The sequence below is a fragment of the Cognatilysobacter tabacisoli genome, assembly GCF_003586305.1.
Taxonomy (GTDB): Bacteria; Pseudomonadota; Gammaproteobacteria; order Xanthomonadales; family Xanthomonadaceae; genus Cognatilysobacter_A; species Cognatilysobacter_A tabacisoli.
Genome location: NZ_QXJI01000001.1, coordinates 1,705,051 through 1,718,310 on the forward strand (window position 1 = coordinate 1,705,051; position 13,260 = coordinate 1,718,310).

The 13,260-nt window shown below is 71.5% G+C and carries 15 protein-coding genes; 4 read left to right on the plus strand and 11 right to left on the minus strand.

From position 1 onward, the window contains the following. Positions 1-52 precede the first annotated feature (52 nt). Complete coding sequence (locus D3A60_RS12375) at positions 53-715, plus strand: hypothetical protein (protein WP_119718938.1); 663 nt, start codon at positions 53-55, stop codon at positions 713-715. On the opposite strand, the gene D3A60_RS12380 is transcribed toward D3A60_RS12375, so the two are convergent. The 11 genes from D3A60_RS12380 to D3A60_RS12430 form a co-directional block, all read right to left on the minus strand. Next, positions 712-1,227, minus strand: a complete 516-nt coding sequence (locus tag D3A60_RS12380; RefSeq protein WP_196778720.1) for a hypothetical protein — start codon at positions 1,225-1,227, stop codon at positions 712-714. The genes D3A60_RS12375 and D3A60_RS12380 overlap by 4 nt on opposite strands. A gap of 78 nt (positions 1,228-1,305) precedes the next feature. Then, positions 1,306-2,607 (minus strand): citrate synthase, encoded by a 1,302-nt coding sequence (locus D3A60_RS12385; RefSeq protein ID WP_119718939.1) that lies wholly within the window; start codon positions 2,605-2,607, stop codon positions 1,306-1,308. Positions 2,608-2,835: 228 nt separating this feature from the next. Further along, positions 2,836-3,078, minus strand: a complete 243-nt coding sequence (locus D3A60_RS12390) for a type B 50S ribosomal protein L31 (RefSeq protein ID WP_119718940.1) — start codon at positions 3,076-3,078, stop codon at positions 2,836-2,838. 80 nt (positions 3,079-3,158) lie between these two features. Then, the gene (locus tag D3A60_RS12395) at positions 3,159-4,094 is read right to left on the minus strand and encodes a nucleoside hydrolase (RefSeq protein ID WP_119718941.1); all 936 of its coding nucleotides are present in this window, start codon (positions 4,092-4,094) and stop codon (positions 3,159-3,161) included. A gap of 40 nt (positions 4,095-4,134) precedes the next feature. After that, positions 4,135-4,440, minus strand: a complete 306-nt coding sequence (locus tag D3A60_RS12400; protein WP_119718942.1) for an excalibur calcium-binding domain-containing protein — start codon at positions 4,438-4,440, stop codon at positions 4,135-4,137. A gap of 15 nt (positions 4,441-4,455) precedes the next feature. Then, complete coding sequence (recG, locus tag D3A60_RS12405) at positions 4,456-6,579, minus strand: ATP-dependent DNA helicase RecG (RefSeq protein ID WP_119718943.1); 2,124 nt, start codon at positions 6,577-6,579, stop codon at positions 4,456-4,458. A gap of 7 nt (positions 6,580-6,586) precedes the next feature. Continuing rightward, the gene (locus D3A60_RS12410) at positions 6,587-6,970 is read right to left on the minus strand and encodes a RidA family protein (RefSeq protein WP_119718944.1); all 384 of its coding nucleotides are present in this window, start codon (positions 6,968-6,970) and stop codon (positions 6,587-6,589) included. A gap of 64 nt (positions 6,971-7,034) precedes the next feature. Then, positions 7,035-9,215 carry a RelA/SpoT family protein gene (locus D3A60_RS12415; protein ID WP_119718945.1) on the minus strand — a complete coding sequence of 727 codons (2,181 nt, stop codon included), beginning with the start codon at positions 9,213-9,215 and terminating at the stop codon, positions 7,035-7,037. Positions 9,216-9,408: 193 nt separating this feature from the next. Beyond that, a complete protein-coding gene (gene rpoZ / locus D3A60_RS12420; RefSeq protein ID WP_119718946.1) occupies positions 9,409-9,708 on the minus strand; it encodes a DNA-directed RNA polymerase subunit omega in 300 nt (99 codons plus the stop codon). A gap of 171 nt (positions 9,709-9,879) precedes the next feature. Beyond that, entirely contained in the window at positions 9,880-10,506 is a 627-nt protein-coding gene (gene gmk, locus D3A60_RS12425; protein WP_119718947.1) for a guanylate kinase, read from the minus strand. Between the two features lie 20 nt (positions 10,507-10,526). Beyond that, positions 10,527-11,387 carry a YicC/YloC family endoribonuclease gene (locus tag D3A60_RS12430; protein ID WP_119718948.1) on the minus strand — a complete coding sequence of 287 codons (861 nt, stop codon included), beginning with the start codon at positions 11,385-11,387 and terminating at the stop codon, positions 10,527-10,529. Positions 11,388-11,500: 113 nt separating this feature from the next. Between D3A60_RS12430 and rph the strand changes: the two genes are divergently transcribed. From rph to rdgB, 3 genes are read left to right on the plus strand one after another with little or no spacing between them, the layout of a single operon-like run. Next, positions 11,501-12,220: a ribonuclease PH gene (gene rph / locus D3A60_RS12435; RefSeq protein ID WP_231120486.1), complete on the plus strand. Its 720-nt coding sequence runs from the start codon at positions 11,501-11,503 to the stop codon at positions 12,218-12,220. A 16-nt stretch (positions 12,221-12,236) separates the two neighbouring features. Beyond that, the gene (locus D3A60_RS12440; RefSeq protein WP_119718950.1) at positions 12,237-12,641 is read left to right on the plus strand and encodes a VOC family protein; all 405 of its coding nucleotides are present in this window, start codon (positions 12,237-12,239) and stop codon (positions 12,639-12,641) included. Beyond that, complete coding sequence (gene rdgB / locus D3A60_RS12445) at positions 12,638-13,258, plus strand: RdgB/HAM1 family non-canonical purine NTP pyrophosphatase (protein WP_119718951.1); 621 nt, start codon at positions 12,638-12,640, stop codon at positions 13,256-13,258. The genes D3A60_RS12440 and rdgB overlap by 4 nt, the downstream gene beginning before the upstream one ends. The last annotated feature ends 2 nt before the right edge of the window (positions 13,259-13,260 follow it).

Consider the following 13,260-nt stretch of genomic DNA (forward strand, 5'->3'; position numbering starts at 1 on the left):
GCCGGCCGCGGCGGAGCCATCCGCTGCGGACGTGCCAGCCGCGGAGGTCGCCATGCACCGCCACGCCCGACAGCACGCCCAGCTGCACGCCGAGACGCGTACCCGCGAACGTCGGCATCGCGTCGCCCACGAGGCGGCACGGCTCATGGCCGAAGGCGGCATGCGCGACTTCCACCAGGCCAAGCTGAAAGCCGCCGAGCGGCTCGGCATCCTCGACGACGCCTCGCTGCCGCGTAACCGCGAGATCGAGGACGCGCTGCGTGAGTACCAGCGCCTGTTCCAGCGCGACAACGCCGGCGCACTGCGGCTGCGGCGCGAGGCGGCGATGCGCGCGCTCGAGTTCTTCGCCGGCTTCGACGCCCGCCTCGTCGGCGCGGTGCTCGACGGCACCGCCGACGCCCACAGCCCGGTGGCGCTGCACCTCTACAGCGACGACGCCGACGCGCCGTCGCGGTTCCTGGACCAGCACGGCATCCCCGCCGAACCGCGCACGCGGCGCCTGCGGCTGGACCGCGAACGGACGATCGATGCCCCGGTGTGGGTGTTCAGCGCCGAGGACCTGAGCTTCGACCTTACGGTGCTGCCGCACGACGTGCTGCGGCAGGCGCCGCTGTCGAGCGTCGACGAGAAGCCGATGCGGCGCGCATCGGCCGCGCAGCTGCGGGCCCTGCTGGCGAGCGACGAGATCGAACGCTACGAGCGCGACGCCGGCTAGTCCGCGCCGGCCGGGCGCGAGGATCCGCCGAACACGTTGAGCTCGATCGCGACGAACGCGACCAGCCACAGCAGCGCGTCCCACGCGTCGAGCCAGGCGCCGGCGTCGTCGACGTCGCGCAGGCCCATCGCCAGCCAGCCCAGCATCAGCGCGAACAGCGTCGCGTAGAGCACCCCAAGCACGACCAGCCGCCCGCGATGCAGTGGCCGACGCGAGGCGGGCACGCGGACTTCGAGTTCGAGTGCGACGACGACGCCCAACCATGCCAGCGCATTGGCGAAGTCGAGCCATGCCCCGTCGCGCGCATACGCGATGCACGCCCAGACCACGGCCACGCTCGCCGCGGCTCGCAGCCCGTGCACGAGCGGACGCCAGCGCGGCGCCAGCGCCCAGCCGCCGGTCTCCCATTCGAACAGAAGCAGGAGCACCACCCACGCGGCGGTATCGAGCTGCTCGTTCGCGGTGCCATGCGCGCCATAGAGCACGATGTTGAGCGCGAGCAGCGCATACACCGTCCACTTGAAAACGACGAAGCCGCGGCGGGGCCGCGGCTTCGTCGGAACATCGGCCCGAGCGCCGACCACGGGGGCTCAGCGCTGGGCGAGCGGCACGTAGTCGCGGTTGGCCGCGCCGGTGTAGATCTGCCGCGGACGGCCGATCTTGTTCTCCGGGTCGTCCTGTTGCTCGAGCCAGTGGCTGACCCAGCCGGCCGTGCGGGCGATCGCGAACATCACCGTGAACATCTCCACCGGGATGCCGAGCGCCTTGTAGATGATGCCCGAGTAGAAATCGACGTTCGGGTAGAGCTTGCGCTGGACGAAGTACTCGTCCTTCAACGCGGCCTCCTCCAGCTTCATCGCGACCTCGAGCAGCGGGTCGTTGATGTTCAGCGCGCCGAGCACTTCGTGCGTCATCTTCCGCACCAGCGCCGCGCGCGGGTCGTAGTTCTTGTAGACGCGGTGGCCGAAGCCCATCAGGCGGAAGCCCGACTCCTTGTCCTTGGCCTTGTCGACCGCGGACTTCACGTTCTCCGGACGCCCGATCTCCTCGAGCATCTTGAGCACCGCCTCGTTGGCGCCGCCGTGCGCCGGGCCCCACAGCGCCGCGACGCCGGCGGCGACGCTGACGTACGGATTGGCACCGGTCGAACCGACCAGGCGCACGGTCGACGTCGACGCGTTCTGCTCGTGGTCGGCGTGCAGGATGAAAAGCAGGTCCATCGCCTTGGCGGCGACCGGATTGAGCTCCAGCGGCTCGCTCGGCACTTCCTTCATCATGTGCAGGAAGCGCGTGGTGTACTCAAGGTTGTTGCGCGGATAGCGGATCGGCCAGCCGATGGAATACCGGTGGCACGCCGCGGCAATCGTCGGGACCTTCGCGATCAGGCGGATCGCGGCGAGGCGGCGCTGCTCCGGATCCTCGAGGTCGAGGTCGTTGTGGTAGAAGCTCGCCATCGAGCCCAGCATGCCGACCAGCATCGCCATCGGGTGCGCGTCGTGGCGGAAGCCATACAGGAACGTGCGGAAGGCCTCGTGCATCATCGTGTGATGCGTGACCTCGTGCTCGAACGCACCGAACTGGGCCGCGTTGGGCAGCTCGCCATTCATCAGCAGGTACGCGACCTCGAGGAAGCTCGACTGTTCGGCCAGCTGCTCGATCGGGTAGCCGCGGTACAGCAGCACGCCGGCGTCGCCGTCGATGTACGTGATCGCCGACTTGCAGCTTGCGGTCGCAGTGAAGCCCGGGTCGTACGTGAAGCAGCCGGTTTCCTTCGGCAGCTTGGCGATGTCGATGCAGGGCGCGCCCAGGGTCGGGTGCTGCACGGGCAGGACGACGTTCTTGTCGCCAGCGGCGAGGGTGACCTGGGTCAGGCCGGACGTGGAATCGGACACGAAGCACTCCTCATGTCTGCCTGCCGGGCCGCGGCTCGACAGGAGGAAGGGAAAGGACGCGCGGACGGGCCGCGACAGCCGCGAATTATCGCATACCGGCCCGGGCCCGACCCCCGGACTTTGGTCTCTGGGTGGAACGGACCGGCGCGGACGGCAGGCGACTGGACGGGCCCGGAAACGACGACGGCCGCCTCTCGGCAGCCGTCGGTCGATCGAACGCGGTGACGCTTACTTCGCGTAGCGCTTGCGGAACTTGTCCACGCGGCCGCTGGTGTCCATGATCTTGTGCTTGCCCGTGTAGAACGGGTGCGAAGCGGACGAGATATCGACCTTGATCAGCGGGTACTCGTTGCCGTCTTCCCACTTGATCGACTCCTTGCTGCCAAGGGTCGAACGGGTCAGGAACGAGAAATCGGTGGTCACGTCCTGGAAGACGACGTCACGGTACTCGGGATGGATGCCGGTCTTCATGGCACTCACAGATGCATGCGGAAAGCGGGGCAGTATACCGGCCGTCCCTGCCGGGGCGCAAGCCTGCCGCCGGTCCGCGGTCAGCGACGCGCCAGTGCCTCGCGGACCAGCGTTTCGAAGCGGCCCTGGTCGTAGCGCAGCAGGATCCGGGCGTTGTCCGGCCGCCCCTCTTGCCGGTTCCAGTCGACGATGGTCGCCCCGCGCGCAAGCCGGCCGGCCAGCTCGACCGCGACCGGGCGCTCGGCGGTCTCCGCGGCCCCGTCCGGATGCAGCGCGTACGCCATGGCCAGCCCGTCGGCCGAATGCCAGTGGTCCCCGCGGCGGTCGGCGGACCACTCCCGGGTCTTGCGCGAGATCGCTTCGTAGAACCGGGCCCGCTCGCTGTCGGCGGCCAGCCACTCGACCACCGACGGGTGGTGCAGGCCGTGGGCGATGGTGGCCTCCCAGTCGGCCAGATCGAACGCCGGGAACGCTTCGAACACGAGGTGCGCGGCCTCGGGGTCGAAGGCCACGTTGAACTCCGCCGCGGCGCTGATGTTGCCGTGCGCGCTGACGGCGCCGCCCATCACGACCAGGCGCGCGACCCGCGACGGCAGGCTCGGGTCCAGCTTCAGCGCCAGCGCCAGGTTCGTCAGCGGCCCCAGCGCGACCAGCAGCAGTCGACCGGCGTGCGCGTGCGACAGGCGCAGGATGGCCAGCGCCGCATGCTCGGCCTCGACCGAGCGGGTCGCGGGGGTGTAACCGACGTCGCCGAAGCCGTCGCGTCCGTGCACGTACGCCGCGTCGCGCGCCGGGTGCAGCAGCGGCGCGACGCAGCCGGCGAACACCGGCACCTGGGCGCCGACCACCTCGCACAGCTTCAGCGCATTGGCGACGGTGTGCTGGAGGCCGACGTTGCCCGCGGCGATCGTCAACCCGACCACCTCGTGCCGGGTGTCGTTGAACGCCATCAGCAGCGCGAGCGCGTCGTCAACGCCGGGGTCGGTGTCGATCAGCAGCGGGATCTTGTCGGTCATCGGGGCATCCTTGGTGTGCGCCGGGCGCGCGGGAGTCGCGTCACCACCGGCTGTCGTTCTCGCAGGGTTCGCCGTCACCATCGCCATCCATCTTCGTGTCCGGACAGTGGCGAACGAAGTATTCGGCCTCGGCCCGCGAACGCATCTGCGAACAATGCGTGCGGCCGTCGCAACGGAAGGATGCGCCCGCGGGCCGCAGGCCCTGCCGTCCCGCCACGGTCGCCGCCCCGCTGGGCCACTGCGGGCCTGCCGCTTCGACGGCGTCCGCAGGCGCAGCGCCCGTGAGGTGCGCATACCCCCGCCATGCGGCGAACCCCAGCAGCAACAGCAGCAGCACTCGCCTCATCGCGCGCCCTCGTCGTCACGCGCCAGCGTAGCGCACCGCCCCGCCGACCCAGCGCGCGACGATGCGGGCCGCCACGTCCGGCGCGTCGACCAGCAGGCGTTCGCCGAGCTCGTGCACCTGCGGCAGCAGGTCGGCGTCGCGGGCCAGGTCGGCGACGCGGAACCCGGCCAGGCCGGTCTGGCGCGTGCCGAGCAGTTCGCCGGGGCCGCGCAGCTCCAGGTCCTTCTCGGCGATCACGAAGCCGTCGTTGGTCTCGCGCATGGTCGCCAGCCGCTCGCGCGCCATCGCCGACAGCGGCGGCTGGTACAGCAGCACGCAGCTCGACGCCGCACTGCCCCGCCCCACCCGCCCGCGCAGCTGGTGCAGCTGGGCGAGGCCGAGGCGTTCGGCATTCTCGACCACCATCAGCGAGGCGTTCGGCACGTCGACGCCGACCTCGATCACCGTGGTCGCGACCAGCAGGTCGATCGCGCCGTCCTTGAACGCGCGCATCGTCGCCTGCTTCTCGGCCGGCTTCATGCGCCCGTGGACCAGCCCGACGCGCACCGACGGCAGCTGCGCAGAGAGCTGCTCGAACGTGCCCTGCGCCGCCTGCGCGACGACCTCGTCGCTGTCGTCGATCAGCGTGCAGACCCAGTAGGCCTGACGCCCCTCGGCGCACGCGGTGCGGATGCGTTCGACCAGTTCGGGACGGCGTTCGCCGCTGAGCGCGACGGTCTGCACCGGCGTGCGGCCCGGCGGCAGCTCATCGATGGCCGAGACGTCGAGATCGGCGTACGCGGCCATTGCCAGCGTGCGCGGGATCGGGGTCGCGGTCATCACCAGCTGGTGCGGAACCGAGCCGGGCGCGTCGGGCGACGCGGCCGCGCCCTTGTCGCGCAGGGCGAGGCGCTGGTGCACGCCGAAGCGGTGCTGCTCGTCGACGATCGCCAGCGCGAGGTCTCGGAACGCGACGCCCTCCTGCATCAGCGCATGGGTGCCGACGACCACCTGCGCGTCGCCCGACGCCACCGCGGCGAGCACGTCACGGCGCGCCTTGCCGGTGACCTTGCCTGCCAGCCACGCCACGCGAACGCCGAGCGGCTCGAGCCAGCCGCGCAGGTTGTTGAGGTGCTGTTCGGCGAGCAGCTCGGTCGGCGCCATCAGCGCCGCCTGCTTGCCCGACTCGACCGCCAGCATCGCCGCGAGCGCGGCCACCACGGTCTTGCCGCTGCCGACGTCGCCCTGCACCAGCCGCAGCATCGGCGACGGCTTGGCCAGGTCGGCGAGGATTTCGGCGAACACGCGCTGCTGCGCGCCGGTCAGCGCGAACGGCAGGCGGTCGCGCAGTTGCCGCGCGAGCGCCAGTCCTCGCAGCGGCGGTGCGGCGTGGGCCTGCTGCGCCAGGCGCTGGCGGCGCAGGCTGAGGTGGTGCGCCAGCAGCTCCTCGAGCGCGAGCCGGCGCTGGGCCGGATGGCGGCCGGCGAGCAGCGCGGCGACGTCGGCGTCGGCCGGCGGACGGTGCACGGTCAGCAAGGCGTCGCGCAGCGACGGCAGGTTCAGCGCCGCGCGCAGGTCGGCCGGCAGCAGTTCGAGCGATTCGGCGGCGGGCAGACGGTCGAGCGCCAGGCCGATTAGCCGGCGCAGCGACGCCGGCCCGAGCCCCTCGATGGCCGGGTAGACCGGGTCGAGGCTGCTGCCGAGCTCAGCATCGTCGGCATCGTCGAGCACCCGGTAGCTCGGGTGCACGATCTCCAGCCCGTGCTGGCCGGGTCGCGGCGTGCCGTAGCACCGTAGTCGCGTGCCGGGCACGAACTGCGACACCTGGGCGGCGCGGAAGTGGAAGAAGCGCAGCACCAGCGTCGCGTGCGACTCGTCGCCCACCGCCACGCGCAGCAGCGGGCGCCAGCGGAAACCGCGCTCGACGGCTTCGACCCGGCCCTCGACCTGCGCGGCGACGCCGGGCTGCAGCAGCCGGATCGGCGTGACGCGCGTGCGATCTTCGTACTGGCGCGGCAGCTGCAGCCACAGGTCCTGCAGCGTCAGCAGACCGCGTGCGGCCAATTTCTCGGCGACCTTCGGCCCACAGCCGGGCAGCGTGGTCAGCGGCGCTTCGCCGACCGCCGCGAGCGCGGGCGCAGGACGGGCGACGCGCGGCACGATCCGCCTAGCGCAGCACCATGATCGCGTCGACCTCGAACGCGGCGCCGCGCGGCAGCGCGGAGACCTGCACGGTCGAACGCGCGGGGTACGGGGCGTCGAAGTAGTCGGCCATCACCGCGTTGACCGCAGCGAAGTCGTCCAGGTCGGTCAGGTACAGGCCGAGCCGCACCACCTCGTCGAACGAGCCACCGGCCGCGGCGCACACCGCGCGCAGGTTGTCGAACGCGCGCCGCGCCTGCGCGGCAATGTCGCCGTCGACGATCAGGCCGGTGGCCGGATCGAGCGGGATCTGGCCGGACAGGAACACGCTGTCGCCGGCGCGGACGGCCTGCGAGTACGGACCGATCGCGGCGGGCGCCTGGTCGGTGTGGATCGGTTGGCGGGACATGGCGGGCCTCGTGGCGATGCGGCGTCAGGCCACGATTCTAGCCGCGCCGGTCCATCCGCGCCGGCTACATCCGCTGCACGCCGAGCACCACGCCGAGCCGGCGCACGCGGCGGATGACGTCGGCGAGGTGGCGGCGGTCGCCCACCTCGATCGCGAACCGCATCACCGCCATGTTGGCATCGCGGTCCAGGTACTCGACGCGGTCGATGTTCGATTCGGCTTCGGCGATCGCCGCCGCCACCTGGGCGAGCGCGCCGGGGCGGTTGTCGACCTCGATCTTCAGCGCCGCGGAGAAATCGCCGGAGACCTCGCGGTCCCAGCCGATGTCGACCCAGCGGTCCGGCGACTTGCGGTAGTCGATGACGTTCGGGCAGTCGAGCCGGTGAACGACCACGCCCTTGCCGGCCGTGTGGTAGCCCATGATCTCGTCGCCCGGCACCGGCAGGCAGCAGTTGGCGAAGCTGACGACTCCGCGCTCGGCGCCGGTGATCAGGATCTTGTCGCCGGCGCGCGGCACGCGGTCGGCGGCGCGCTGGGCGGCCTTGCCGGGCGACTCGCGCACCAGCGCCTGCGCGACCTGCTGCGGCATGCGGTTGCCGAGCGCGATGTCGGCCAGCAGCGCCTCCAGCCGCGGGTAGCGGTGCTCGGACAGGTAGGCATCCAGGCGCACCGCCGGAACCCGCTCGAGCGAGGTCTGCAGGGCCTCCAGCGCGCGGTCGAGCATGCGGTGGCCGAGCTGCACGGCGTCCTCGTGCTCGAGCTGCTTGAGCTGCTGGCGGATCGACGTGCGCGCCTTGCCGGAGACGACGAACTCCAGCCACTGCGGCTTCGGCGCGGACGACTTCGCGGTGATGATCTCGACCCGCTGGCCGCTGGCGAGCTTGGTCCGCAGCGGCACCAGCTTGCCGTCGACGCGCGCGGCCACCGCGCGGTTGCCGACATCGGTGTGCACCGCGTAGGCGAAGTCGAGCGCCGTGGAATTGCGCGGCAGCGCCATGATGTCGCCCTTCGGCGTGAACAGGTACACCTCGTCGGGGAACAGGTCGACCTTGACGTTCTCGAGGAACTCCAGCGACGAACCTGTCGCACGCTGGGATTCGACCAGCCCGGCAATCCAGCTGTGCGCGCGGCTCTGCGCGATATTCGGGCCCTCGCCGCCGTGCTTGTACGTCCAGTGCGCCGCGATGCCGCGCTCGGCGACCAGGTCCATCTCCTCGGTGCGGATCTGCACCTCGATCGGCGAGCCGTACGGGCCGAACAGCACCGTGTGCAGCGACTGGTAGCCATTCGCCTTCGGGATCGCGACGAAATCGCGGAAGCGCGAGTCGAGCGGCTTGTACGCCGCGTGCACCACGCCCAGCGCGTGGTAGCAGTCCGGCACCGAGCGCACGACGATCCGGAAGCCGAACACGTCCATCACCTGCGCCAGCGTCTTGTGCTCGGCGCGCATCTTCGAATAGATGCTCCACGGCGACTTCACCCGGCTGACCAGCCGGTGCAGCACCTTTTCCTTCGCCAGCCGCTGGGCCAGGTGCGCTTCGATCTGCACCAGCGATTCGCGCCGCACCACCGGCTGGGTGCGGATACGCTTCTCGATCACCGCATGGCGCCACGGGTGCAGCGCGCGGAAGCCGAGGTCCTGCAGCTCGGCCTTGATCAGGTTCATGCCGAGCCGCTGGGCGATCGGGGCGTAGATCTCCAGCGTTTCGCTGGCAATGCGCCGGCGCGCCTCGGGCGACTGCGCGCCGAGCGTGCGCATGTTGTGCAGCCGGTCGGCGAGCTTGATCAGGATCACGCGCAGGTCGCGCGACATCGCCAGCAGCATCTTCCGGAAGCTTTCGGCGGTGGCTTCCTGGCGGTCGCGGAACTGCAGCTTGTCGAGCTTGGTGACGCCGTCGACCAGCTCGGCGACGGTGTCGCCGAACTCAGTCGCGATCGCCTCGCGGGTCAGCGGCGTGTCTTCGATGGTGTCGTGCAGGATCGCCGCGACCAGGGTCTCGACGTCCAGGCCCTGGTCGGCCAGCACGCCCGCGACCGCGACCGGGTGGGTGATGTACGGCTCGCCGGACTTGCGACTCTGGCCGACGTGGGCCGCCGCGCCGATCGCCCATGCCCGGCGCAGCTGCTCGCGCTGCGGGGCCGGCAGGTAGGCGGCCGAGCGCTCGAGGTCGCGCACGTAGTCCGGCACCGACGCATCGTCGGCGGCGGGCAAGGTGGCGAGCAGCGCGGGCTGGGCGGGGGTCATACCGTTGAATATACGTGCCGAGGCGCGCGGATCAATGCGCGCCGCGGGTCTCGCCCATCGACGCGACCGTGCCCATTGACGCGACCGCGGACCGGCCCCGCATCCCATCGGTCGCGAAAATGCAGAAGCCCCGCCGGAGCGGGGCTTCGCGGGCGCCCGGCCGGCGGACCGGCCGAGGATCAGGCGGCGTGGATCAGTCGTCGCCCTTCGACAGGTCGTCGTCGGCGACCACCTCGGCGGCGGCCCACTCCAGCGCCTCGCGCTCCTTGCGCTCGCGCTCGGCCTTCTCGACCGCGTCGATGTACGCGGTGTCGATGCGGCGGGCGGCGATCTCGCGCAGCGCCAGCACGGTCGGTTTGTCGTTGGCTTCGCTGTTGTCGAGCTGCGACTCGACGCCGTTGGCCAGCTGGCGGGCGCGCTTGGCGGCCATCATGACCAGCTCGAAGCGGTTGTCGACGACTTGCAGGCAATCTTCTACGGTGATGCGCGCCATGGGGCTCCCGGCGACCACGGGGGTCGTCCGTCCAGACTCTGAGGGGGCGTGAAGTGTAAGGGCCCGCCCCGGCGGAACGCAAGCCATTCCTTGGAAATCAGTGGCTTACGCGCCGCGAGGCGCACTTTTCTGCCCTGGAACCCGAAACTTAGCCGGGACGTGGGCCCCTCGCTAACCCGTCGGATCATCGGCGAGCAGCTGGGTGATCAGCCGCGAATGGCGGGCGACCTGCTGGTCCCGCCGCACCCGGCTGGCGGTGAAGATCGAGCACATGTCGTCGACCGCAACCGGGAACGTCTCGTTGACGATCACGTAGTCGAACTCGCCGTAGTGGCTCATCTCGTCGCGTGCGGCCGCCAGCCGCTGGGCGATGACGGCCTCGCTGTCCTGCCCGCGGCTGCGCATGCGCTGCTCGAGCGCCTCGCGCGACGGCGGCAGGATGAAGACGCTGACCGCATCGGGCACCTTGGCCCGCACCTGGCGCGCGCCCTGCCAGTCGATCTCGAGCAGCACGTCCTTGCCGGCCGCCAGCTGCGGCTCCACCGACTGCCGCGCACTGCCCTTCCAGTCGCCGTGCACGCGGGCGTGCTCGAAGAAGTCGCCGGCGTCGATCATGGCCTGGAACTCGGCCTCGCTGACGAAGTGGTAGTGCTCGGCGTGGCGCTCGCCCGGTCGCGGCGCGCGCGACGTGAACGAGATCGACAGGCAGATGTTCGGGTCGCGCGCGAGCACCGCGTTGACGATGCTGGATTTTCCGGCGCCCGACGGGGCGGCGACGATGAACAGGGTTCCACGCATGGGTCGGGTCGTCCGCGTCGTTATTCGATGTTCTGGATCTGCTCGCGGACCTGGTCGATCAGCACCTTCAGGTCGACGGCCGCGGCCGAGCTGCGCGCGTCGACCGACTTGGAGCCGAGCGTGTTGGCCTCACGGTTGAACTCCTGCAGCAGGAAGTCGAGCCGGCGGCCGACCGCCTCGCGCAGCTTCAGCACGCGGCGGGCCTCGGCCACGTGCGAGTCGAGCCGGTCCAGCTCCTCCTCGACGTCGAGCTTCTGCAGCGACAGCACCAGCTCCTGCTCGAGCCGGCCCGGGTCCAGCGGCTGGGCCAGGTCGGCCAGCCGCGCTTCGAGCTTGGCGCGCTGGCCCGCGCGGATCGCCGGCATGAACGTGCGGACCTCGGCGCCGATCCGCGCGATCGCGTCAATGCGCTCGCCGATCACCGCGGCCAGCTTGCCGCCTTCGCGCTCGCGCGCGGCGACGAACTCGTCGAGCACCGCGTCGAGCAGCGCCAGCGCCTGCGCATGCAGTTCGGCCGGGTCGAGCGTCGGCGTCTCCAGCACGCCGGGGAAGCCCAGCAGATCGGTCAGCTCGGTCCGCAGGCCCGGAAAGCGCGCCGACAGGTCGATCGCCAGGTCGCTCAATTCGCGCACGCGGGTGGGGTTGAGCTGCAGCGCGCCCGCGCCGTCGGCCGAGCGCAGCCGCAGCGTCAGGTCGACCTTGCCGCGTGCGACGCGCGCGGCCACGCGCTCGCGCAGCATCGGCTCCAGTGCGCGCAGCTCGTCGGGCAGGCGCAGGCCGAGCTCGAGGAAGCGGTGGTTGACCGAGCGCAGTTCGCACCCGAGCGTGCCGACGTCGGTGACGCGTTCGCCGCCGGCGAAGGCGGTCATGCTGCGGATCATGCGCGGGTCCAGTCCCGGCGCGGCAGGCCGGAGAGGGGCGAATGGTAAACTCGCACGCCCCCTTACCGGTAATCGACGCCATGACGGCTGCGACAGAGTCTGCTGTTCCCGCCGTGGCCCGACCGAGCGGTCGGCGACCCGACCAGCTGCGCGACGTGCGCATCGAGCGCGGCTTCACGAAGCACGCGGAGGGCTCGGTGCTGATCGCCTTCGGCGAAACCCGCGTGCTGTGCACGGCCAGCGTCGAGAACCGCGTGCCGGGCTTCCTGCGCGGCAAGGGCGAGGGTTGGGTCACCGCCGAATACGGGATGCTGCCGCGCTCGACCAACACCCGCAATGACCGCGAGGCCGCGCGCGGGAAGCAGGGCGGGCGCACGCTGGAGATCCAGCGCCTGATCGGCCGCTCGCTGCGCGCCTGCGTGGACCGCAAGCTGCTCGGCGAGCGCACGATCACGCTCGACTGCGACGTGCTGCAGGCCGACGGCGGCACGCGCACGGCCGCGATCACCGGCGCGTACGTGGCGCTGGTCGACGCGGTGCGCTGGCTGCAGGGCCGGCGCGAGATCAGCAAGGACCCGGTGTTCGGCGCGGTCGCGGCGGTGTCCGTGGGCGTCTACCGCGGCGTTCCCGTGCTCGACCTCGACTACGCCGAGGACAGCGACTGCGACACCGACATGAACGTCGTGATGAACGACGGCGGCGGCTTCATCGAGCTGCAGGGCACCGCCGAGGGCCACGCGTTCCGGCGCGACGACCTGCAGGCGATGACCGCGCTGGCCGAACTCGGCATCGGCGAACTGGTCGCGCTGCAGCGCGCCGCGCTGGCGCGCTGAGCCGGGCAGGCGAACCGTGGCGTCGAGCATCGCGCTGGTGACCGTGGTGGTGCGCGACTACGACGAGGCGATCGCGTGGTACACGGAGGCACTCGGCTTCCGACTGCTCGAGGACACGCCGCGCGGCGCGGGCAAGCGCTGGGTGCGGGTGGGCCCGGGCGGCGGCGCCGCGCTGCTGCTGGCCCAGCCCAACGACGACGCGCAGGCCGCGTGCATCGGCCGGCAGGCCGGCGGCCGCGTCGGGTTCTTCCTGCACACCGACGACTTCGACCGCGACCACGCTGCGATGGTCGCGCGCGGCGTGCGATTCCGCGAGGCGCCGCGCCGCGAGGCCTACGGCAGCGTCGCGGTCTTCGAGGACCTGTACGGCAACGCCTGGGACCTGCTGGAGCTGAGCGACGCCGCAAGGGTGCACGCATGAGCCCGGCGCGTTTCGCCCTGCCGCCGCGGCTGGTCGTGGCCAGCAGCAACCGCGGCAAGCTGGCCGAGTTCAATGCGCTGCTGGCCGACAGCGGCATCGCCTGCGTGACCCAGGGCGAACTCGGCGTCGCCGATGCCGACGAGACCGGCCTGACCTTCGTCGAGAACGCGCTGCTGAAGGCGCGCAACGCGGCACGCGCGACCGGCCTGCCGGCGCTCGGAGACGACTCGGGCCTGTGCGTCGACGCGCTCGGCGGCGCGCCGGGCCTGTATTCGGCGCGCTATGCAGGTGGGCACGGCGACGCCGACGCCAACATCGACAAGCTGCTGCACGCGCTGCGCGACTTACCCGACGCCGACCGCGGCGCGCACTTTTACGCGGTCATCGTGCTGCTGCGCCACGCCGACGACCCGCAGCCGATCATCGCCGAGGGCGCATGGCACGGGCGCGTGCTGCACGCGCGCCGCGGCGCCGGCGGGTTCGGCTACGACCCGGTGTTCCTCGACATCGAGCGCGGCCGCTCGGCCGCGGAGATCGAACCGGCGACCAAGAACCGCATCAGCCACCGCGGCCGCGCGCTGGCCGCGCTGCGCGCGCAGCTCGCCGGGGCGACCTGACC

Coding starts and splice junctions, on each gene's coding strand:
- D3A60_RS12375 (WP_119718938.1), top strand. CDS start 53: ATGCACCGCCACGCCCGACAGCACGCCCAGCTGCACGCCGAGACGCGT.
- D3A60_RS12390 (WP_119718940.1), bottom strand. CDS start 3,078: ATGAAGACCGGCATCCATCCCGAGTACCGTGACGTCGTCTTCCAGGAC.
- D3A60_RS12395 (WP_119718941.1), bottom strand. CDS start 4,094: ATGACCGACAAGATCCCGCTGCTGATCGACACCGACCCCGGCGTTGAC.
- D3A60_RS12400 (WP_119718942.1), bottom strand. CDS start 4,440: ATGAGGCGAGTGCTGCTGCTGTTGCTGCTGGGGTTCGCCGCATGGCGG.
- D3A60_RS12410 (WP_119718944.1), bottom strand. CDS start 6,970: ATGTCCCGCCAACCGATCCACACCGACCAGGCGCCCGCCGCGATCGGT.
- D3A60_RS12415 (WP_119718945.1), bottom strand. CDS start 9,215: ATGACCCCCGCCCAGCCCGCGCTGCTCGCCACCTTGCCCGCCGCCGAC.
- rpoZ (WP_119718946.1), bottom strand. CDS start 9,708: ATGGCGCGCATCACCGTAGAAGATTGCCTGCAAGTCGTCGACAACCGC.
- gmk (WP_119718947.1), bottom strand. CDS start 10,506: ATGCGTGGAACCCTGTTCATCGTCGCCGCCCCGTCGGGCGCCGGAAAA.
- D3A60_RS12430 (WP_119718948.1), bottom strand. CDS start 11,387: ATGATCCGCAGCATGACCGCCTTCGCCGGCGGCGAACGCGTCACCGAC.
- rdgB (WP_119718951.1), top strand. CDS start 12,638: ATGAGCCCGGCGCGTTTCGCCCTGCCGCCGCGGCTGGTCGTGGCCAGC.